This window comes from Pseudoalteromonas sp. T1lg21 (genome assembly GCF_002964625.1).
Taxonomy (GTDB): domain Bacteria; phylum Pseudomonadota; class Gammaproteobacteria; order Enterobacterales; family Alteromonadaceae; genus Pseudoalteromonas; species Pseudoalteromonas gelatinilytica.
The window spans coordinates 15,708-35,913 of record NZ_PQBX01000065.1 but is presented as its reverse complement, the minus strand read 5'-3'; the positions used below and the strand labels follow the sequence as shown (position 1 = coordinate 35,913).

Annotated in this window: 21 protein-coding genes and 1 pseudogene; 8 read left to right on the top strand and 14 right to left on the bottom strand. The window is 42.7% G+C overall.

What is annotated here, in order from left to right; genetic code table 11:
- Positions 1–31 precede the first annotated feature (31 nt).
- The 4 genes and pseudogenes from C2M25_RS19630 to lexA form a co-directional block, all read right to left on the bottom strand.
- Entirely contained in the window at positions 32–562 is a 531-nt protein-coding gene (locus C2M25_RS19630; RefSeq protein ID WP_063702462.1) for a cytochrome c oxidase assembly protein, read from the bottom strand.
- Positions 562–2,157 carry a cytochrome c oxidase subunit I gene (gene ctaD, locus C2M25_RS19625; RefSeq protein ID WP_063702465.1) on the bottom strand — a complete coding sequence of 532 codons (1,596 nt, stop codon included), beginning with the start codon at positions 2,155–2,157 and terminating at the stop codon, positions 562–564. Before ctaD ends, C2M25_RS19630 begins: the two co-directional genes overlap by 1 nt.
- Positions 2,157–3,298: pseudogene (coxB, locus tag C2M25_RS19620) on the bottom strand (cytochrome c oxidase subunit II). The gene ctaD and the pseudogene coxB overlap by 1 nt, the downstream one beginning before the upstream one ends.
- Before the next feature lie 441 nt (positions 3,299–3,739).
- Positions 3,740–4,357, bottom strand: coding sequence for a transcriptional repressor LexA (gene lexA, locus C2M25_RS19615; protein ID WP_063702469.1), 618 nt, complete (start codon positions 4,355–4,357; stop codon positions 3,740–3,742).
- Positions 4,358–4,517: 160 nt separating this feature from the next.
- On the opposite strand from lexA, the gene C2M25_RS19610 reads away from it, so the two are divergent.
- Complete coding sequence (locus tag C2M25_RS19610) at positions 4,518–4,955, top strand: PaaI family thioesterase (RefSeq protein WP_063702471.1); 438 nt, start codon at positions 4,518–4,520, stop codon at positions 4,953–4,955.
- A 7-nt stretch (positions 4,956–4,962) separates the two neighbouring features.
- Here C2M25_RS19610 and C2M25_RS19605 read toward each other — a convergent pair whose 3' ends face one another.
- Positions 4,963–5,343, bottom strand: a complete 381-nt coding sequence (locus C2M25_RS19605) for a hypothetical protein (RefSeq protein WP_054554459.1) — start codon at positions 5,341–5,343, stop codon at positions 4,963–4,965.
- Positions 5,344–5,501: 158 nt separating this feature from the next.
- Here C2M25_RS19605 and C2M25_RS19600 point away from each other — a divergent pair, with 158 nt between their 5' ends.
- Positions 5,502–6,227 carry a hypothetical protein gene (locus C2M25_RS19600; RefSeq protein WP_105181951.1) on the top strand — a complete coding sequence of 242 codons (726 nt, stop codon included), beginning with the start codon at positions 5,502–5,504 and terminating at the stop codon, positions 6,225–6,227.
- Here the strand turns inward: C2M25_RS19600 and C2M25_RS19595 are convergent.
- Complete coding sequence (locus tag C2M25_RS19595) at positions 6,202–6,555, bottom strand: VOC family protein (protein WP_105181950.1); 354 nt, start codon at positions 6,553–6,555, stop codon at positions 6,202–6,204. The two genes, C2M25_RS19600 and C2M25_RS19595, sit on opposite strands and share 26 nt — an antisense overlap.
- A 110-nt stretch (positions 6,556–6,665) precedes the next feature.
- On the opposite strand from C2M25_RS19595, the gene C2M25_RS19590 reads away from it, so the two are divergent.
- The 3 genes from C2M25_RS19590 to C2M25_RS19580 all read left to right on the top strand — a co-directional run bounded on the left by C2M25_RS19590 (position 6,666) and on the right by C2M25_RS19580 (position 9,415).
- Positions 6,666–7,325 carry an endonuclease gene (locus tag C2M25_RS19590; protein WP_105181949.1) on the top strand — a complete coding sequence of 220 codons (660 nt, stop codon included), beginning with the start codon at positions 6,666–6,668 and terminating at the stop codon, positions 7,323–7,325.
- Positions 7,326–7,425: 100 nt separating this feature from the next.
- Positions 7,426–9,048 carry a S41 family peptidase gene (locus C2M25_RS19585; protein WP_105181948.1) on the top strand — a complete coding sequence of 541 codons (1,623 nt, stop codon included), beginning with the start codon at positions 7,426–7,428 and terminating at the stop codon, positions 9,046–9,048.
- On the top strand, positions 9,041–9,415 hold the full coding sequence (locus C2M25_RS19580) for a hypothetical protein (RefSeq protein ID WP_063702480.1): 375 nt from the start codon (positions 9,041–9,043) through the stop codon (positions 9,413–9,415). The genes C2M25_RS19585 and C2M25_RS19580 overlap by 8 nt, the downstream gene beginning before the upstream one ends.
- A gap of 33 nt (positions 9,416–9,448) precedes the next feature.
- On the opposite strand, the gene hmpA is transcribed toward C2M25_RS19580, so the two are convergent.
- Both hmpA and C2M25_RS19570 read right to left on the bottom strand, forming a co-directional pair.
- Positions 9,449–10,612: an NO-inducible flavohemoprotein gene (gene hmpA, locus C2M25_RS19575; RefSeq protein WP_105181947.1), complete on the bottom strand. Its 1,164-nt coding sequence runs from the start codon at positions 10,610–10,612 to the stop codon at positions 9,449–9,451.
- Positions 10,613–10,632: 20 nt separating this feature from the next.
- Positions 10,633–11,865, bottom strand: coding sequence for an NnrS family protein (locus C2M25_RS19570; protein ID WP_105181946.1), 1,233 nt, complete (start codon positions 11,863–11,865; stop codon positions 10,633–10,635).
- 156 nt (positions 11,866–12,021) lie between these two features.
- On the opposite strand from C2M25_RS19570, the gene norR reads away from it, so the two are divergent.
- On the top strand, positions 12,022–13,584 hold the full coding sequence (norR, locus tag C2M25_RS19565) for a nitric oxide reductase transcriptional regulator NorR (protein ID WP_105181945.1): 1,563 nt from the start codon (positions 12,022–12,024) through the stop codon (positions 13,582–13,584).
- Here norR and C2M25_RS19560 read toward each other — a convergent pair.
- Positions 13,581–14,474, bottom strand: coding sequence for a LysR family transcriptional regulator (locus C2M25_RS19560; protein WP_105181944.1), 894 nt, complete (start codon positions 14,472–14,474; stop codon positions 13,581–13,583). The genes norR and C2M25_RS19560 overlap by 4 nt on opposite strands.
- Before the next feature lie 129 nt (positions 14,475–14,603).
- Here C2M25_RS19560 and C2M25_RS19555 point away from each other — a divergent pair, with 129 nt between their 5' ends.
- Positions 14,604–15,173 carry an NADPH-dependent FMN reductase gene (locus C2M25_RS19555; RefSeq protein ID WP_054554467.1) on the top strand — a complete coding sequence of 190 codons (570 nt, stop codon included), beginning with the start codon at positions 14,604–14,606 and terminating at the stop codon, positions 15,171–15,173.
- Positions 15,174–15,441: 268 nt separating this feature from the next.
- Here C2M25_RS19555 and C2M25_RS19545 read toward each other — a convergent pair whose 3' ends face one another.
- Entirely contained in the window at positions 15,442–15,888 is a 447-nt protein-coding gene (locus C2M25_RS19545; RefSeq protein ID WP_054554468.1) for a tellurite resistance TerB family protein, read from the bottom strand.
- 127 nt (positions 15,889–16,015) lie between these two features.
- On the opposite strand from C2M25_RS19545, the gene C2M25_RS19540 reads away from it, so the two are divergent.
- Positions 16,016–16,381 (top strand): hypothetical protein, encoded by a 366-nt coding sequence (locus C2M25_RS19540; protein ID WP_063702492.1) that lies wholly within the window; start codon positions 16,016–16,018, stop codon positions 16,379–16,381.
- A gap of 2 nt (positions 16,382–16,383) precedes the next feature.
- On the opposite strand, the gene C2M25_RS19535 is transcribed toward C2M25_RS19540, so the two are convergent.
- The 4 genes from C2M25_RS19535 to leuC form a co-directional block, all read right to left on the bottom strand.
- Positions 16,384–16,977 carry a hypothetical protein gene (locus C2M25_RS19535; RefSeq protein ID WP_054562892.1) on the bottom strand — a complete coding sequence of 198 codons (594 nt, stop codon included), beginning with the start codon at positions 16,975–16,977 and terminating at the stop codon, positions 16,384–16,386.
- Between the two features lie 108 nt (positions 16,978–17,085).
- Positions 17,086–17,994 (bottom strand): SRPBCC family protein, encoded by a 909-nt coding sequence (locus C2M25_RS19530; RefSeq protein ID WP_325051051.1) that lies wholly within the window; start codon positions 17,992–17,994, stop codon positions 17,086–17,088.
- A gap of 169 nt (positions 17,995–18,163) precedes the next feature.
- The gene (leuD, locus tag C2M25_RS19525; protein ID WP_054562894.1) at positions 18,164–18,763 is read right to left on the bottom strand and encodes a 3-isopropylmalate dehydratase small subunit; all 600 of its coding nucleotides are present in this window, start codon (positions 18,761–18,763) and stop codon (positions 18,164–18,166) included.
- A complete protein-coding gene (leuC, locus tag C2M25_RS19520; protein WP_063702498.1) occupies positions 18,763–20,163 on the bottom strand; it encodes a 3-isopropylmalate dehydratase large subunit in 1,401 nt (466 codons plus the stop codon). The genes leuD and leuC overlap by 1 nt, the downstream gene beginning before the upstream one ends.
- Positions 20,164–20,206: the final 43 nt, after the last annotated feature.

Genomic DNA, 20,206 nt, shown 5'->3' with positions numbered 1-20,206 from the left:
TGCTCCCAATTAGCAATTAGCTTGGCGGCTTTTAATCGTTTTTAGCCACAATCTGCCCGCTAATATCAAACATGGTGTACGACAATGTCAGTTCCTCAACATCGTCGGGTAATTCAGTATCAACATAAAACAGCAAGGTAAATTCAACTTCTTCACCTGCCTTTAAAGGTTGTTGATCAAAACAAAAACAGGCAATTTTATGTAAGTACTTGGCCGCTTTTCCCGGTGATACTGATGGAATTGCTTGCATGACTTTGTCTTCATTACTGGTGTTTTTTGCTGAGAACTTAACTTCTCGCATTGCGCCTGGTTGCACCGATACGCTGTACTGCTCAGACTGCACCTTAAATGGAGCGCCACTTTGAGCATGCGTCGTAAAACTGACATCAACTTGGCGTTGTGTATTTATTGTTTCACTTGCGCTCGCTTGCTCAAGAGATGGCTTACCGTTTAATCCTGTAACATCGCAAAACACGTCATAAAGCGGCACCAGAGCGAAAGCAAATGCGAACATGAGTAAGCATGTGATCAGCAATTTCTTTAGCAAAGGTGCATGGTTCATTACTTGATCTCCGGCGGTGTTTCAAAGGTATGATAAGGCGCAGGAGAATCAACCTCCCATTCCAGACCTTCGGCACCTTCCCATACTTTGGCAGGTGCTTTTTCGCCCCCTCTGGCGCACTTGAATACCACCAGCACAAACAACAGTTGCGATAGCCCAAATGCAAAGCCACCAATACTGATAATGGCGTTAAAATCAGCAAACTGCAGAGCATAGTCAGGGATACGACGTGGCATACCCGCAAGGCCAACAAAATGCATAGGGAAGAACAATACGTTGACACTAATTAGCGATAGCCAGAAATGCCATTTCGCTAGTGTTTCGTTGTACATGTTGCCTGTCCATTTTGGTAGCCAGTAATAAGCTCCCGCCATAATTGAGAACACGGCGCCTGTTACTAACACATAATGGAAATGTGCCACCACAAAGTAGGTATCGTGATACTGGAAGTCAGCCGGAGTAATCGCGAGCATCAAGCCAGAGAAACCACCCAAAGTGAACAACACGATAAAGGCGATGGCAAACATCATCGGAATTTCAAAACTAATTGAGCCGCGCCACATAGTAGCCACCCAATTAAACACCTTAACCCCTGTGGGTACCGAAATGAGCATAGTTGCGTACATGAAGAACAGCTCACCGGCTACAGGCATCCCGGTAGTAAACATATGGTGTGCCCACACAATAAAACTCAAAAGAGCAATCGATGAGGTTGCATACACCATAGAAGCGTAGCCAAATAACTTTTTGCGTGAAAAGGTTGGCACAATAGTCGAAATAATACCAAAGGCCGGCAAAATCATGATGTACACTTCAGGGTGACCGAAGAACCAGAAGATATGCTGGAACATCACGGGGTCGCCCCCTCCCGCGGCATCAAAAAAGCTCGTTGCAAAGTATTTATCGGTCAACACCATTGTGACCGCTCCTGCTAAAACAGGCATTACAGCAATTAACAAAAATGCGGTGATTAACCAAGTCCAGACAAACAGTGGCAGTTTCATCCACGTCATACCGGGCGCTCTTAGATTGACGATAGTCACGATAACGTTAATCGCCCCCATAATTGAGCTGATACCCATGATATGTACGGCAAATACAAATAGTGCAGTGTTATCGTTACTGTAAGTGGTGGAAAGTGGTGCGTAGAATGTCCAGCCAAATGCAGGACCGCCCCCCGGCATGAGTAAAGAAGCTAGCAGGATTAAAAATGCGAAAGGTAATATCCAAAAGCTCCAGTTGTTCATGCGCGGCAGCGCCATATCAGGTGCACCAATCATCATAGGCACCATCCAGTTAGCAAGCCCAGTAAATGCGGGCATAACAGCACCAAACACCATGATCAAACCATGTACCGTGGTCATTTGGTTAAAAAAGTGCGGATCGACTAACTGTAATCCTGGCTGAAATAATTCAGCGCGGATCACCATAGCCATCGCTCCACCAATCAAGAACATGGTAAGAGAAAAGATCAGGTATAAACTCCCAATGTCTTTATGATTGGTGGTGTAAAGCCAACGCTTAAACCCTTTCGCAGGATGATGATGGTCGTGATGCGCATGCCCTGTTGCTTGCTCATTAATAACGTTACTCATTATTTCGCCTCCGCTGCTGCATCAATCGCGGCTTGAATTTGACTCGGTTGGATCACATCGCCTGTATCATTACCCCATGCATTTCGCTTATAGGTAATAACCGCAGCAAGTTGCTTAATTGAAAGCTGCTTATCAAACGCTTGCATCGCCGTACCAGGGCGGCCATGTAACACAACATCAATGTGGTCTTTCACATCACCTAACACGATTGGGCTGCCTTTCAACGCAGGAAACACGCCTGGCAACCCCATACCTGTTGGCTGATGACAAGCGGCACAACTAGCCATGTAGACTTGCTCACCCAAGGTCATGAGCTCTTCTTTTGGTAATGTTTGATCGAGTAAAGCTGCATCAGCGGCTGCTGCATTGGCTTTTTCTTGTTTGGCATCAGCAAGCCAATTAGCAAACTCATCTTCAGGAAGGGCTTTCACTACAACGGGCATAAAGCCATGATCTTTACCGCATAACTCTGCGCATTGACCACGATACACACCCGGCTCGTTAATACGAGTCCACGCTTCATTAATAAACCCTGGGTTTGCGTCCTTTTTAACCGCAAAGTCAGGCACCCACCACGAATGAATCACATCGTCAGAGGTCATTAAAAAGCGAACTTTTTTATTGATAGGCAGTACCAAGGGTTTATCAACTTCAAGCAAATAATGCTCAGTTTTTTCTGCTTGGTTGTCTATTTGATCTTTCGGTGTAGCTAGAATTGAGTAGTAGGCAATATCTTCACCCATGTACTCGTAATGCCATTTCCATTGCGAGCCAGTCACTTTAATTGTGATATCGGCTTTAGAGGCATCTTCCATAGCAATGAGGGTTTTTGTTGCAGGCACAGCCATCGCGATTAGTATAACAAACGGAATGGCAGTCCAAAGTATTTCAACTTTTGTACTTTCATGAAATTGGGCTGGCTTAGCCCCTTTAGATTTACGGTGGTGTATTAAAGCCCAAAACATCACCGCAAAAACGATGATGCCAATCACACAACGATAATAAATATCGTCATGTGTAACTCATAAACATTATTACTTATATCAGTCACCCCTTTACGCATATTGAATTGGCTGTTTGCCAATGCAAATTGCACAGGTGCGAGTAATATAAGCCACAAGGCGTAACGCAGTTTACCCATGTGACGGCTCCTTTAAATGCTATTGCAAGACGCAAAGCGAAAAGGCGTTACAGCAAGGTGCCCATTCGTATTTTTATTGTTTAGATCGAATTCGTATCATCACGACGCAATGAAATGATACAAGCCCGTTGTATAACTCCCTGACACGTTTAGGTGTGTCAATTTCGTAAATAGGTGTTAATACAATGTACTAACCAATTAGTTAAAAAATGAGCAATAAGCAAGTTTTAGTGATAATAAATGTTTATTTTGGTGCAAAAATAACAACTATAATCAGCGCGTTATTTAATGTTTAGGCGTACAAACAAAATACAAAAAGAGAGGGAAACTGCGCCATATAAGGCTTTAAATGATGAGTAAGGATTCACAAATCCTAATTAAGTAGCAAAATTTCGATGGTGCACCAAATTAAGTCAATTTAATGCACCAAGTTGGGAACACTTACATCCAGTCAGCGTTTCGAATAACCCCTACCGCTAATCCTTCGATATTGAACGATTCGTGCTCTAGGTCAACTTCAATAGGTGAAAACTCTTCGTTCTCAGCGTGTAAAAATACTTTTCGGCCAGCTTTTTCTAAACGCTTAACAGTCACGTCTTCATCAACTCGTGCAACAACAACTTGGCCATTTTCAGCAACTTGTGTTCTATGTACTGCAAGTAAATCACCGTCCATGATGCCAATGTCTTTCATACTCATGCCATTTACACGCAGTAAGAAATCAGCGGCAGGCTTAAATAACGACGGATCAACTTGGCAATGGCTTTCAACATGCTCTTGGGCCAAAATAGGTTCGCCCGCTGCAACACGGCCAATTAAAGGTAAACCTAATTGCTCTGGTTCATCTTCTTCGATTAATTGAATACCACGACTCGCCCCAGGCTTCATTTTGATCATGCCTTTTTTTGCCAGTGCTTTTAGGTGCTCTTCAGCGGCATTGGCACTTTTAAAACCCAATGTTTGAGCTATTTCAGCACGCGTTGGTGGCATGCCTGTATCTTTAATAAAGACTTTAATGAGTTCTAAAATTTGCGATTGGCGTTTAGTTAATGGGCGCATACAACTGGTTTTCCATACAGTACATTTAACTGTGAGTATATACAGTTATCTGAAAATCGCAAATTTAATTAATACCGTCATATTGCTACAAAACTTACATTGAACCTCACTCTAAGATGCCATAAGGTATTAGCTTTAATTAGCAGGCTAAGGAAACACAATGAGCATTTGGCACCACCCAATCACGCTAGAGCTATGTAAAGAATTGGAGCAAGGGATCACCGGGCAAGGCACTTTAATGAAAACCATGGGCATTGAAGTGACAGAAATTGGCGATGACTATTTAGTGGCGACGATGCCTGCCATCCCAGAACATCATAACCCTATGGGCATGGTACATGGCGGAGCAAACGTTGTGTTAGCCGAGACAGTGGCAAGCTATGCAGCCAACTTTGTGGTTGATTTCAATAAATTCTACGCTGTTGGCCAAGAGATTAATGCCAACCATATGAAAGCATCACGTAAGGGAGTTTTAACTGCAACGGCTAGACCGCTGCATTTAGGAAAGCGCACCTCTGTTTGGGATATTAAAATTACCAATGCCGCAGGAGAGCTATGCTGCGTATCAAGAATGACCGCAGCGGTAGTAGAGCGCTAAATTCGACCTATTTTTCAACAGGATAAATAGTAATTTCAATCCCTGCGCCAATTGCTGAGATACGTAACAAGGTATCGGCATGCAGGGGTTGATTAAAGCATTTTGGCGAATTACCTGATTCAAAACCTATATCAAATGTTCGTTTTGAGCACGATAACCACTGTTTTAATGCATTGCGCGAGCAAGACTCAATAAGCTCGCAAAGCTGGTTAATCGCTTTATCTGGAGAGCTGATATCTGCGGTTGCTTCAATCCGTGCAAGTTGGCGGTATTCATCTTGGTCATAATGTAAAACCATGGCGTTTTTCTTCAAATCAGCAACAAGCGCACTAATATCGTGCTTTGATTCAAGCTCCAGATCTACATTTAAAAATTGAATTTCCGACATACTCTCGTTTTTACCCTCTATTGATATCGACTGAAACTTTAACTCAGTTTTGTATATATACCAAATCTAGAATACAGTTAATGCGACATTATGCCGCATTGGCAATACAGTTAAACAACTTAAAATAGCACCCATACAACAATAATAACGGGGTAATAATGAATAAACGCATGTTCAAGTATGCTCGTAAAGGGCATAAATGGCTTGGCTACTTGCTCGCTTTACAGATCTTCTTTTGGCTCTTAGGTGGGCTGGTAATGAGCTCATTACCGCTTGAAAAAGTGCATGGCAAACATTTGGCTAACCGCAGTTTAAGTAGCCCATTTATAGTGTCAGACTACCCTACTTCGATTGATAAAATAACCGCGCAATTTGAGCAAATCGAAGGTATTAAATATAGCCATTTTTTAAACACCCCGATTATAGAAGTCACCACCCCTCGCGGTGTCTTCAATTTTGATGGTAGAACGGGTTATAAAATGTCTGCTCCAAATGAAGCTCAAATCATTGAAAATGCACAAGCTCACCTGCTTATTAATGCTAACATGACTCAAGCGCAGCTATTACCAAAAGGGCCAAGAGAAGTCGGTCACAAAGCCAATGTTTGGCAAGTAAGCTTTGATGATTGGCTAACAACCACCTTATATCTAGATAGCCAAACCGGTAAGGTTATTACTGTGCGCAGCACCTTGTGGCGCATTTTCGACTTTTTCTGGATGCTGCACATTATGGATTATGATGAGCGAGAAAACTTTAACAACCCATTGCTTATCAGCTTCTCAGCCACCAGCGTGCTGTTTTGTATAACTGGGATTATTTTGTTACTACAAAACGTTCGTTTAAAGCGAAAAAAGCCAGCTATACGTGCTGTTCAATCAAAATAGGATTGCCGTCTGGGTCGGTGATAATAAAACTCGCGTCACCGGCCTTTTGTATCTCTAACCCCTGTTGCTGAAAACGTGTCGCTAATTGCTCAAAAGTAGCAAACTCAGTCAGCGCCTCAGCGTTTTGATCCCATCCGGGGTTAAATGTCAGCATGGTTTTATCAAACATGCCTTGGAACAAACCAATTAAATGTTCACCGTTTTTCATGATCAACCAATGTTGTTCAATCTCCCCAGCAAACTCTTTAAATCCTAGCTTTTCATAAAACTGCTTTGAAGCATGGATATCTTTTACATTTAAACTCACAGAAAAGGCACCTAATGACATAGTTGTAATTCCTTTAATAAAAACGGCCTAACAACTATAGCTGAGTTGAAATACTTTTCCTTTTTAGAATAGTCACTCTAAAATAACCGTTCCTGTAGTTCACTCATGTGATGGATATGCGTTTAATTTCTTTTGCTGTTCTGTGCTTTTTAATTAACTTTTCAGCTTCTGCTGAGCAATTTTCTAGCTTTTCGAGTGCCAAAAAGCACCTTGTAAAATCGCTGCCTGAAAATAGCAAAAGCTTATATTGTGGCTGCGATATAAAGCGACAAGGTAAAAAACTGGTACCCGATCCAGATTCATGTGGCTATATTCCACGCAATGCCATCACCCGAGCGGGTAACGAGAATGCCCGAGCAAAAAGAATAGAATGGGAACATATTGTGCCAGCCTGGGAGTTTGGCCATCAATTACAATGCTGGCAAGATGGCGGTCGTAAAAACTGCGTAAAGGTCAGTGAAAAATTTCGTCAAATGGAGGCTGACATTAATAATCTTGCCCCCGCTATTGGTGAGATCAATGCAGACCGTTCAAACTTTCGCTATGGGATGGTGACAACATCAAGCGCAAGTTACGGTGCTTGCCCAATAAAAATCGATTTTAAACAACGTGTATTTGAGCCGCCAATTTATGCAAGAAAGCAAATAGCCGATACCTATTTCTATATGCAAAAAACCTATGGCTTAAAGATATCTGACAAACAACGTAAACTGTTTGAATCATGGCAAAAGCTTGAAATAGCTGAAATAAGCAACCGTAAGTCCCTGTAATTATTTGCACATTTTTTTACATGCAGGGTTAAACAACTGGTTGCTTTAAAAGTAAGTAATTGTTAGTTTTTAAACAATTCATACAAGAAAGGAAGCACCCATGTTTAAAAATACCAAACTCGCTTTAGCTATCTTTTTAGCTGTTTCTGGCGTATCACTATCTGGCTGTGGCGGTGGCGGCTCATCGAGCAATACCGATACGACTAATCCGCCACCAACAACGACAGAACCCACTTGGACAGCTGGCACCTTTGCCGCATCAAGTGAATTTAAAGATCAGTGCGCCGTACCGCGTACTGGTAATGATCCGTATAACGATAATCAACCTTACCCAGATACCGCTGGCTCTGAGTTTACTGAGAAGATGTGGCTACGTTCATGGAGTGATGAAACCTATCTTTGGTACGATGAAATAGAAGATAACGACCCAGATAACTTCAGCTCTGTCGCCGCTTATTTTGATCAATTAAAAACCTTCGAAACAACAGACTCAGGAGCTTATAAAGACAATTTTCACTTTAGTGTGCCAACTGAAGACTATTTTCAAGAGTCTCAATCAGGCGTAGTTTCAGGCTATGGAATCAACTGGGCTTTAATTAGTGGCACACCTCCTCGTGACTTACGAGTTGCTTATTTAGAAGATGACTCCCCTGCCGCTAATGCAGGCTTACAACGAGGCGATCGCGTTTTTTTAGTGGATGGTGTCAGTATTGATACAAATACGGAATCAGGTATTGATACATTAAATGAAGCTTTATTTGGGCCAACCGCTGGCGATACACATACCTTCAAGGTAATTAGTAATGATGAGACAGAAAAAACATTCTCTTTAGTGGCTGGTAATATCACCCAAACACCGGTACAGAATGTCGATACCATTACCACAGAAGGTGGCACTAAAGTGGGCTACATGCAGTTTAACAGCCATATAAGTATTGCTCAGCCTGAGCTGATAAGTGCTGTGAATAAGTTCAAAGCCGACAACATTGACGAGCTTGTCATCGACCTTAGATACAATGGCGGTGGCTTATTAGCGCTTTCATCACAACTTGCCTATATGATCGCTGGGCCTGCCAATACGAGTGACTATTTTTACTATCAGATCATTGAAAATGACAAACAGACCGAGAGCGATCCATACCCGTTTGTTGATGTTGAAATCGATTATTCTACTTTCGAGGGAACGAATAACACGCTCCCTGACTTAAACTTATCGAAAGTCTATGTACTCAGTACAGCAAACACTTGTTCTGCATCAGAAGCCCTGATCAATGGCTTAAATGGTATTGATGCTGAAGTTATTTTAATTGGCGGGACAACGTGTGGTAAACCATATGGTTTTACCCCAACACATAACTGTGCGACGACTTACTATACAATTCAGTTTACTGGTACCAATTACAAGGGCTTTGGTGAATACTCAGACGGCTTAGTACCGACTCCTACACCACAATTTGCTGCCGATGTAAAAGGCTGTGAGCTTGATGACGACTTTAATCACCAGTTAGGTGATAGTGACGAAACACTATTGAGTGCAGCACTTTATCATATCGAAAATGGTAGTTGTCCAGTGGTAGCCCAAAGTGACACAGCTAAGCAAGCGACAACCTCAACTTATAAAGCTGATGAAACAGGTATTGCACTTAAAGCCAATACCACACTTTACAAAAATAATATGGATTTAACCCGTCCACTGCTAGCTAAGGAAGGTGATAATGAATAAAGCACTGTTATTAACCTGCACCTTACTAGCAAGCATAGCTGGCTGTAAAAGTACTCAAGCGGAGCAACCGCAAAATGCCACGCTTGTTCGGGTAAACCCGGGAGTGATTACTGAGCTACAGCAGGCTATTCAATCAGCTAAAGGCGGTGCACTGGTCACCTTAGCCGATGATGTGTTTACTAAGAGCGCAGAGTTACTGATTGATCACGGCACCAACAAAGGACCTGATGGTCTGCCAATTATGGGCGCCCATTCAATTCCTTCTGAGAAGTTTGTGTTGCAAAAAGCAGGTGAGCAATGCCTGCTTTACTACCCCAAAAAAGAGCTCCGTATTCCACTTCCTAATGTAGAGTGCGAAGTTAACTAACAAAAAGGCGCAGCTCAAGCTGCGCCTTTTACATCATAGGCTTTGGTGAGGGCCAAATACCTCATAATGAATACGCTCACTTGCAACCCCAATACTTAGCAGTTGCTCTTTTATCATTGCCATAAAGGCGATTGGGCCACACAGGTAAAAGTCACCTTTACTAATTGGTAAGCTGTCAGCAATGTCGTTTACATCCATCAAGCCCGCAAAATCACCCCCTTTGCCATCTTTAAACCAGGTAACACAATGTAATGAAGCGTGCGCGTTTTGTTGCTTTATTAAGTACTCTTTAAAGGCAAACTGCGTCTCACTGTCGCAAGCATGTAGGTAATGGATTGACTGGTTAGGGTGATTACTTAATAGTGTTTCTAGCATCGCCATCATTGGGGTTTGACCAACTCCCGCTGAAATCAATACAACAGGCGAGTCAATTTCGCGAAGCACAAAGTCGCCTGCGGGTGGGTAAATTTCTACCTCTTCCCCCTCAGTTAAGCTGTGTAGGTAGTTAGATACCAAGCCTTCTTTTTTCACGCTAATACGGTAATTACAACCATTACTTTGCTGCGATAAAGAGTATTGCCTCACTTGCGTTAAATCACTGTTTGCAGGCGTTACTTTAATCCCTAAATATTGGCCAGGTAAATACGCCACTACAGGTTTTGCATCAGCAGGCGTTAATGTGAAACTACATATTTGCGATGATTCCATACGTTTTTCTGTAATAGTGAAAGTACGGGTACCAAACCATCCTCCCGGCGCCTTTTTGGTTTTTTGATATAACGACATCTCCTCGTTGATACACACATCCGCTAATAATGAATAGGCTTCACGCCATGCATACTCGACCTCAGGGATAAATTGTTCTGGCAATAACTCTTTTAAAGTCGCAATCAAATGTCCACCAACAATGGGATAATGCTCTGGCAAAATATGGTAACTGGTGTGTTTATGATTAATGCGCGCAAGCGCACCTTTTAACACTGCCAAGTTATCAATATTTGCCGCGTAAGCAGCTAAGGCATTAAACAGCGCAAATTGCTGAGAGCCCGATTGCTGATGTGTCATATTAAAAATATTTTTAAGCTCAGGGTTGTAGCTAAACATACGATCATAAAAATACTCAGTCACTTGAGGGCCTGCTTGTGCAAGTAAAGGCAAAGTACTTTTAACAATCTGGATCGTTTTTTCAGATAACATAGTTTTTCCTATTGGAGAGATTAACCGCGGCGACCATCAACACGACGATTCACTAAGATGGGCGCACAATGAAATAAAAATAAGCTAAAGCCAGCAACCCACAGCAACGCACTTAACTGCCATGCAAGGTGATGACCTAAATAAACGGGAAGTAACGAGCGTACAATGGCAGCTAACGCAATGAGTATAAATGCCAAACTAATGTACGCAGGGGCTTGTAATGCACGCCCTGTATGACCGTGAGAGACACGAACCATCATGGCGATGATCATCACACCTATGGTGCCAACAGTGATCAGATGAAGCGCGTCTTTGAATAAGATAATAGGGCTGAAATAACTCAGCGCGATGAGTATTAAACCAACCGATAAAGCCCAATAAGCCACGTGTAATGACCATAGCAAAGGTACTTTTAAAATCCCTTTATGCCACCACAAAACACACCGAGCCCCATGTAAACAAGCAAGCCAAGCAAAGATCCAACCAGTACTCATTGCGCTAAAAAATAGCTGACTCATAAAGAACCACGCAATGGCGAAAAATGAGCTAACAACGACTAATTTATCGAGTGTGGGGGTGCTAACTTGTTCACTTAAATTAAGACCGCGTGCGGTAAAAAATGGCACAACTCGCCCAGCCACAACGCCAACTAGCAGTGTCATGATAAGTACAGCGGTATCAACAACCCCCAGTGCCAGCGACATTTTATTAAGTACAACTAAGCTCAAAAAAATCACATTGAGCGCACAGAGCAAAGATGCGATGACAACAAATAAGTAGTTATGGCTGCTTTTTGCCTGTATCAGCATGTCAGCTAAGATAATAATTCCAGCTAGCCACCAAACGAGTTGTAGCGCACTAACAATATAAAGGTTTAGCTGCTCGACCCCTGCAATCTCAATAAAAAAACTAAGCCTTGCAGCAAGCCAAATCATGCTAAGCAAACAAAGCTTAATACCACTTACACTCGCCACACCTGTCCATGTTTGTGCGGCGGTTAGCAAAAAGCCCATGGCAACCACGCCTGCAAAGCCAAACAGCATTTCATGAGCATGCCAAAGCGTTGCGGGCATTGTTAGGTGCCACTGTGCATAGCCCGCCAAAATTAAAAACCAGTAACTCATAGCAAATACAGCTAAGGCACCTGCCGCCAAGAAAAAAGGCCGAAATGCTAATGCCCATAACGGCCACTGGCTGAGTTGATAAAATTTGATCTTAGTTGGCATAGGTTCAGTTAAATTAATGACTTTCATTCGTGCTCTCAGCGTTTAATTTCCCTAGCTATTGCACAGTTCAAGCCAAAAATAAAAACCATTAAATATCAATGCATTAAATTTAAACACTTGATAAGCAAGTCAAAATGACACACCATTAAAAACATCAATAAAACACATTCAGGTCAAATTGACATGACGTTCAAAAAATCCCTTCTTGATGTTGCACTTGCACTTACCAAAGCAAGCAGTGTTGATCATAATTTCAGCTACTTGTTGAGTTGCATTAATGATTGGCTTGAATGTGATGCAGTTGCCTTATTATTGAAACAAGGCGATGTGTTAAAGCCCGTAGCCCTACATGGATTGTCGGACGATACGTTAGGAAGACGCTTTAAAATAGCGGAGCATCCGCGCTTATTTGAAATATGCCGTGGCAGTGAACCGCTAAAATTTGCCAAAGATTGTGGCCTACCCGATCCCTACGATGGTTTATTACAAAGCCAACATGGAGACTTTCCTGTTCATGCCTGCATGGGCGTGCCGCTGCTGAGCAGCAAAGACAACAACGAACTATTGGGTGTTTTGACCTTTGATAGTTTAGATGAACATGCCTTTGACGCTTTAGCAATGAACGAGCTCAATCAACTAAAACAGCTAGCTGCAGGCTATGTTGAGCATGCCCTAACCTTGCAGCATTTTATGCAACACGCACAGCACAGCCATCAAGTTGCACAGCAGCTTAACCTTGAGGCACTAACACGAGAAGGTGTCGAAATTATTGGTAATAGCCAAGCAATGCAGACCCTTAAAAATGATATCCAGCTCGTAGCTGCCTCAGAATTTAGTGTATTAATACAAGGTGATACAGGCGTCGGTAAAGAACTCGTTGCGCGCAATATCCATTTAAACTCAAAACGCCGTGACATGCCGTTGATCCACTTAAACTGCGCATCGTTACCAGAGAACTTAGCCGAAAGTGAATTTTTTGGTCACAGTAAAGGCGCATTTACTGGCGCACATACTGCGCGTCAAGGTAAGTTTCAACTCGCCGATGGCGGCACGCTATTTTTAGATGAAATCGGCGAACTTCCGCTTGCCATGCAAAGTAAGTTATTGCGCGTTTTACAAAGTGGTGAAGTACAAACGGTGGGGGAAGATCAAAGCCGTTATGTTGATGTCAGAGTGATTGCAGCAACCAATCGCGATTTAAAACAAGAAGTCGCTGCGGGGCGCTTTCGTGCAGATCTTTATCACCGATTAAGCGTTTACCCATTGCATGTTGCACCACTAAAAGAGCGCGATAACGATGTTATTTTATTGGCAGGTTTTTTTATTGAGCAAACATCTAAAAAACTGGCAATTAAGCAACTTAAACTTAGTAGCGATACACAGTTACTGCTGCGTCAATATGATTGGCCAGGCAATGTGAGAGAGCTTGAACATGTGATCAGTCGCGCAGCACTCAAAGCCAAACAACAGCAATGGCAACAAAGCATTGTCACAATCGAGCCTGAGCATTGTGATATTGCTAAAACGGCCGTTGCTGCACCAAGCCCTGTTGCAGTTAACGAACAAAAAACCACTCGCTTATCGCTGAAAGAGGCTACTGATGCTTTTAGTTATCAATTGATTATGCAACAACTTGAACTACACAACCTAAACTGGGCAGCCACAGCACGCAGCTTAAGTGTTGATAGAGCCAACCTTGTGCGCCTAGCCAAACGGCTAGGCATTAGTGTTAAAAAGTCTGTTTAAGCTTTTAAATCTTTAAAATACGCTTTTAAAAGCTGACTAAATGCTTGTACTTTGGCTGTGCGATGCACCAAGTGATGCGTCACCAGCCAAAGATCTGTTGGCCAGTTTAGCTCTTTAGGAAGCACTGGCAGCAGATCAGGGTATTGGCTTGCCACTTCATGCTGTAAACCACCAATTCCTAAGCCTCTCACAATCGCCCGTGTAGCTTCTGATGTTTCAGACACCCGTAACTTAATTTGCGAAGGTTCAATGTGTTGATCAACCCATGCAAAATAAGGCACTTTACCGTTGTAGCCAGCCACCCCAGAAACAAAACTATGCTGCTGCAACTGCTCAATGTTTTTTGGCATGCCATACTTTTCAATATAACTTTTAGAGGCATAAAACCCTGACGAAAGTTCAGCTAAATGCTGGGCAATATAGTCGCCTTCATCAGGCCGAGGGCCCGCTCGAACGGCAATATGCGCTTGACCGTGATCAAGGCGTAAACGGTTTTGATCAAGAATAACTTCGAGTTGCACTTGCGGGTGCAGGTTTTGAAACTGCTCGCAGACATCACTAAGCACATCAATAAAACCACTGACCGTGGTTAATAATAAACTGCCTCGCAGTTGGCTATCAGCGGCAATAATATCGTTGTGAAGTTTTTCAAGTTCAGCGTTAATCGATTTTGCAGTCGCAAACAACTTAGCGCCAATTTCTGTCACTGTATAGCCACGGGCATGACGGTGGAATAACCGCGCATCAAGGTTATCTTCTAAATTGTTGATTCTTCTAAGCACTGTGCTGTGATGAACACCTAACGATTCGGCAGCAGCGGTTAACGTGCCGAGTCTTGCCACTTCAAAAGCAACTTTTACATCTTGCCAATCATCAAATTGAATCGCCATTACGGCTCCTTGTGTGCATATACGCACATAAGTTTTGCGTTTATTTGGCTTTTCTGCAAGCTGTTTTTTGCTACAGTGAGTATATCAACAGCGAGCATACCAACAGTGAAGCTTAAAAAGGAAACCATCATGACAGCACCAAAAATTATTGCCCTAGCAGGCAGCCTACGTAAAGACAGCTTTAATCAAAAACTGATTAATGAAGCTGCGCGCTTCGCCCTCGAAAGTGGTGCTGAAGTAGAAGTGATTAAATTAAGTGATTTAAACTTACCTTTATTTGACGAAGATATTGAAGCGCAAGGTACACCTGCTGGCGCACAATTATTGAAAGATAAGCTTCGCGCAGCTGACGGCATTTTATTAGCAAGCCCAGAATATAATGGCTCAATTACAGCACCACTTAAAAACGCAATCGATTGGGCATCTCGTACAGAGCAAGGTGCAGTGCCTGCTTTTCGAAATAAAGTTACTGCACTGTATGCATCGTCACCGGGTGGTTTAGGTGGCTTACGTGGTTTAAATCACGTACGTGATATTTTATCGGGTATTGGTAGCTTAGTACTTGCAGATCAACTAGCAGTGCCTGCTATCCACACTAAATTAGATGAACAAGGCCGCATCAGCGATGCTGATACAGCCGATAAAGTTGCCAGCCTTGCCCAGCAACTTGTGAGCGTAGCGAGCAAATTAAATAAGTAATATAAGGGCGTGTTGACCTTTTATGATTAATTTTGCAGCAGTGTGTTTGGTATTTAGGCAAGGCAGAGCCTATGTAGTGTGGTTGTTCCACATAAATAGGCGATAACGCAGTATCAATGCCAAACACGCGCTGCCCTTCGGGTTCTTCCTAGGGACGATTAACTCTTTGTTGCTCGATTTTTACTTAGCCCACTAGGTTACAAATCTCGCGCCGCGATAAAATCGCCCCTAGAGTGAACAAATTTTAATCCACAAAGGTCAACACGCCCTAGCTTAGCTTTGTCGCTGCTAGCTTAGCAGCGATAAAATCTTCATGGGTTACATACAATAAACTTGCGACACGGCGAATAACCATTTCTTCATGCTTATCTAAATTGCCATCTGCGTAGGCTAAACGCCACAACAGCTCGATGATATCAATACGCTGCTCGGCGCTGCACTGGGCATTAATTTGCTTTGAAAACTGAAAATAATCTATTGCATCATCTAGGCTTTGCGATGCACTTGCAACTAACTCTTGAACCTCTTCCTCGTTAAGCGAGAAATACTTCTTTAAGGTCTCATTCAGGGTCTGTTGCTCATCATCTTGTAACTCATTATCTGCACGCATAACCTCAATCAATAACGCAGCAACGGCGGTTTTTAGGTCATGCTCAGTAATGCTAGATTGGGTATCATTCAGCGCTGAAAACAGCTGTTTTATTTTATTGAGCATCACATTTTCCCTTTTTGGGTGTTAGACTACATGTAAGACGTAACGTTACCTTAGTTTGACTATGGATGCTAATTCAGGTTCAACATCATGATGAAACAAGGTATTAATCACATGGAGTTAAGTGTTTATGAGTGAAGTGAGAAGTACACAAGCACTATTAATCAGCGCCGTTTTAATGTTAGCGGGGTGCAGTAATGCGCAGGCAGCAAAAGGCGAAACCGAAAAACTCTATGACTTTGACGAAAAAGTCCATTACTACCAAACTAAATTGGCTGACGGCCGCTACCATCTCGAAATTCAGTCTGATGACTACAAGCACTTTCGCAATCAAAGCGTATTTTTACTGCGCCATGCAAACCGCTTATGTAGAGACAAACCATTTATGCTAAGAGTGACTGATGGGGTGCAGGAGTACGAACGTTTTCCAACTAAACCACGCGCCTATCAGCCACCTTTAACGGTTGTTCTACAGTGTGAAGACGAAGCTAAATAGTACTAGTCTTCATATCCCCACGGCGCGCTTGGCGGCGTGATAGGTTTTGTTAAGTCAAAATCAACGCGAAACTCACGTCCTTCACGCACTAAGCGATACGTAAATTGCTTTGGATAAATATACATTTGCCACGTGTTACCCATTGATTGGGGAATACCTTGGCTCACAAACAATTCTTTTGAGTATTGATCAGCCGGGAACGACTGCGCGTTAGCAAAACCCGCATCAAGGGTATGGCCACCATACATGGTTGATTTATCATCGCTGCCATCTTTATGGCGATGATCATGCTTTAAACTAAGTCCACTGCCTGTTTTTGTGATGATCCAAGTACGAGATGCATCATCCCCCACATGAAATGGCACTTGTAACTCACGCTCGTTACAACGACGTACATGCATTACTAACTTTTTGCCCGCAAACGAACTCGGACCAGCAGCATTATCAACGCTCACTTTACCTTCGTAAGCTTTACCGCAATGGGCAGCAATATTATCAAAAAAGCCATCATGGCTTGGAATTGACACTAACGGTGCAGGTCGCGCAGCCGCTACTGATGATGCAGCTACGAGCATCGATGCCACTAAATATTTCATGGTGTGTTCCCTAAATAAAATTTCAGCCTAGCCTAATTGCTTAATAGCCATAAAGAAAACAATTACGATAAGCTGCTAGACAGCGAGTGGTCATCCTGCTTTTACAACTCATTTGTTGTCATTTTCAGCGCGATCTTTCATTAGCTTGAGAAGTGCTCGGTGAAAATCCTGAAAGATTACTTCCCCCCATACTCGCGAATAAATGCCAAAGTTAGTGTTATCAAGTACAGTCGTTTTAAGGCTTAACAGCGTTTGATTATTACCACTTGCAACTAACTCATAACCACCATGCAGTGGCGAAAAATATTCCCCACCTAATTTCACATGCTGATCAAGTGCATGATCAGGAATTAACTCTGGGTCAATCTCAAAGTTATAAAGCATTTTCTCATTCGGCAGCCACTCGGTTATCACTTCTTTAAATACAACATTTTTCTGCCACTGGCTGGTTCTAATTGCACCTACCCCACCACCACTCATATCAGCTCGAATTGGCCTAGGAATACCAATTAATTGCGAAAATGAACTTGGATATTCGCCCTCATGAATTTGGCTAACATTAGCCAATTGTTGCCACACAACATCAACAGGCGCATTGATAACAATCGTATTTTTAACTTCGTAAGTTTTCGATAAGTGTAAAAAGTTGAGCTCTAAAGGAGAAAAGATTAAAGGCAACAAAGCTACCGACATCACCGCTTTGTTGCTTTTCTTTTCCCAAAGGCGGTGGCATAGCCCTGCTAACATACCGCCAATACTAGCAAAAAACATAAATGCAGGGAGAGCCATTGCAACGCAGATACTCCCTTCTAATAGCGTTACTACACTGACAAATAAGAACACAAAAATAGGTTGCCAAGCGACTACCGCCATTCTTCCATATGTCATCGGCGATAGTTGATTGTACTCAAAATGTACCCGTATAAACCCAATAGCCACAGGCACTAAAAACATAAACGAAATAGTAACAAGACTACCGAAATTAAAGGTTCCGCTAACTTCAAGAAAGATGCGCATGCTGATGCCATAAAGCACACCCATCAAGATGCCGATAGATTTAGGAGAAAGAGGCCACATAGTTATTTGTTGTTTTCGTTATTTTACCAACCAAATTAGCAACTTTCTTTTTTAGAAACAAATAAAAACGCGGCCTTGGCCGCGTTTAGGTTCACATGGAAAAAACAGGTTATTGCCAAGGGCGTTCTGCTGCAAGTTGCTGCTCAAAGGCATCAATTTGGCTGTTAAGTGTTTCAGTCACACCGATAAAGTCTAAGCCACTTAATAAACGCTCTTTAATGTCATGGCGAATATCAAAGTGAATAGTGTCAAACTTATCGCTACGAAGCTGTTGGTTTTCTAAATCAACTTCGATATGAATATCATCATGCTGTTCACTCAGCACAAATAATTGCTCAAGTGTTTCTGCAGGTAATGCGATAGCAAGCATTTGGTTATTGCCACAGTTATTAAAGAAAATATCAGCAAAGCTTTCCGCTAAGATCACTTCAAAACCATATTGCTTTAATGCCCATGGCGCGTGCTCACGCGATGAACCACAACCAAAATTGTCGCGAGTTAAAAGAATTTGCGCACCTTGGTAACAAGGACGGTTCAAAATAAACTCAGGGTTTGGCTCGCCGTTATCTAGATAACGCCAATCGTAGAAAAGCGCCGCATCAAAGCCATCACGGCTGGTCGACGTTAAAAACTGCTTTGGAATAATTTGGTCAGTATCAACATTGTTTTTATCTAACGGGGCCATTAAGCCACTAAAAAATACGCTCATTAGGCTTCTCCTCTGATATCAACAAAACGACCATGAATTGCCGCTGCCGCAGCCATTGCTGGGCTCACTAAGTGAGTGCGGCCACCGCGACCTTGGCGACCTTCAAAGTTACGATTTGATGTCGACGCACAGCGTTTGCCGGCTTCTAATCTGTCGTCATTCATTGCTAAGCACATTGAACAACCTGGCTCACGCCATTCAAAGCCAGCTGCTTTGAAGATATCTGCAAGACCTTCGTCTTCGGCTTGTTTTTTTACAAGGCCAGAACCAGGAACAATCAGCGCTTCAACACCCGCTGCAACCTGCTTACCTTCAACAATTTGCGCAGCAGCACGTAAATCTTCAATTCGGCTATTTGTACATGAGCCAATAAATACGGTATCAACAGTCGCAGAAGACAATTTATCACCGGCTTTTAAACCCATATATTTTAGTGCACTACGAATCGCATCAGCTTTGATTAAATCTGGTTCTTGCTCAGGATCAGGAATACATTCATCTACGCCAATCACTTGCTCAGGGCTGGTACCCCAAGTAATTTGCGGTTGAATATCAGCGGCCTCTAATTCAACAACATGATCAAACTCTGCGCCTTCATCAGTTTTTAGTGTTTGCCAGTAGGCAACGGCACTATCAAAGTCAGCACCTTGTGGTGCAAATGGGCGACCTTTTAAATAATCATAAGTTGTTTGATCTGGTGCGATTAAACCCGCTTTTGCGCCCATTTCAATACTCATATTACAAAGCGTCATACGCGCTTCCATAGACAGCGCTTCGATCCCTTCACCACAAAATTCAGCAACATAGCCAGTACCACCCGCAGTGCCTAATTTACCGATCACAGCCATGATTAAATCTTTGGCAGTAACGGTTGGGCGCAGGCGACCATTTATTTGAATTTTTAATGATTTGGCTTTTTTCTGCTGTAGCGTTTGAGTGGCTAGAACATGCTCAACTTCTGAAGTACCAATACCGTGCGCTAGTGCACCAAATGCACCATGGGTAGAGGTATGGCTGTCACCACACACTATGGTTGTGCCCGGTAAGGTAATACCCTGTTCAGGCCCCATTACATGCACAATACCTTGATTAATCGAATTTAAATCATAAAGTTGAATACCAAACTCTTTACAGTTTGCATCCAGTGCCATTAATTGATTTTTCGACACTTCACTCGCAGCATCTAATGAGCGACTTTTTGTTGAAACGTTATGGTCCATGGTCGCAAAGGTTTTTTCTGGGCAACGTACTTTGCGGTTTTTCTCACGTAAACCCGCAAAGGCTTGCGGCGATGTAACTTCATGAACTAGGTGACGGTCGATATAAAGTAAATCGGTTTGATCATTTATACTGGCGACTACATGAGCTTGCCAAATTTTATCGTATAAGGTTTGGGCCACTTGCTATTCCCTCATTTTAGTTACGCTGAGTGACGAGCTCAGC

Bases quoted from the DNA above. Each gene is read 5' to 3' on its own strand.
- lexA (WP_063702469.1), bottom strand. From the start codon at position 4,357: ATGCGCCCATTAACTAAACGCCAATCGCAAATTTTAGAACTCATTAAA.
- C2M25_RS19560 (WP_105181944.1), bottom strand. From the start codon at position 14,474: ATGGCGATTCAATTTGATGATTGGCAAGATGTAAAAGTTGCTTTTGAA.
- C2M25_RS19630 (WP_063702462.1), bottom strand. From the start codon at position 562: ATGAACCATGCACCTTTGCTAAAGAAATTGCTGATCACATGCTTACTC.
- C2M25_RS19545 (WP_054554468.1), bottom strand. From the start codon at position 15,888: ATGCTCAATAAAATAAAACAGCTGTTTTCAGCGCTGAATGATACCCAA.
- norR (WP_105181945.1), top strand. From the start codon at position 12,022: ATGACGTTCAAAAAATCCCTTCTTGATGTTGCACTTGCACTTACCAAA.
- C2M25_RS19540 (WP_063702492.1), top strand. From the start codon at position 16,016: ATGAGTGAAGTGAGAAGTACACAAGCACTATTAATCAGCGCCGTTTTA.
- hmpA (WP_105181947.1), bottom strand. From the start codon at position 10,612: ATGTTATCTGAAAAAACGATCCAGATTGTTAAAAGTACTTTGCCTTTA.
- C2M25_RS19580 (WP_063702480.1), top strand. From the start codon at position 9,041: ATGAATAAAGCACTGTTATTAACCTGCACCTTACTAGCAAGCATAGCT.
- C2M25_RS19610 (WP_063702471.1), top strand. From the start codon at position 4,518: ATGAGCATTTGGCACCACCCAATCACGCTAGAGCTATGTAAAGAATTG.
- C2M25_RS19555 (WP_054554467.1), top strand. From the start codon at position 14,604: ATGACAGCACCAAAAATTATTGCCCTAGCAGGCAGCCTACGTAAAGAC.
- C2M25_RS19530 (WP_325051051.1), bottom strand. From the start codon at position 17,994: ATGCGCATCTTTCTTGAAGTTAGCGGAACCTTTAATTTCGGTAGTCTT.
- C2M25_RS19595 (WP_105181950.1), bottom strand. From the start codon at position 6,555: ATGTCATTAGGTGCCTTTTCTGTGAGTTTAAATGTAAAAGATATCCAT.
- C2M25_RS19585 (WP_105181948.1), top strand. From the start codon at position 7,426: ATGTTTAAAAATACCAAACTCGCTTTAGCTATCTTTTTAGCTGTTTCT.
- C2M25_RS19535 (WP_054562892.1), bottom strand. From the start codon at position 16,977: ATGAAATATTTAGTGGCATCGATGCTCGTAGCTGCATCATCAGTAGCG.
- C2M25_RS19590 (WP_105181949.1), top strand. From the start codon at position 6,666: ATGGATATGCGTTTAATTTCTTTTGCTGTTCTGTGCTTTTTAATTAAC.
- C2M25_RS19605 (WP_054554459.1), bottom strand. From the start codon at position 5,343: ATGTCGGAAATTCAATTTTTAAATGTAGATCTGGAGCTTGAATCAAAG.
- ctaD (WP_063702465.1), bottom strand. From the start codon at position 2,157: ATGAGTAACGTTATTAATGAGCAAGCAACAGGGCATGCGCATCACGAC.
- C2M25_RS19600 (WP_105181951.1), top strand. From the start codon at position 5,502: ATGAATAAACGCATGTTCAAGTATGCTCGTAAAGGGCATAAATGGCTT.
- C2M25_RS19570 (WP_105181946.1), bottom strand. From the start codon at position 11,865: ATGAAAGTCATTAATTTAACTGAACCTATGCCAACTAAGATCAAATTT.
- leuD (WP_054562894.1), bottom strand. From the start codon at position 18,763: ATGAGCGTATTTTTTAGTGGCTTAATGGCCCCGTTAGATAAAAACAAT.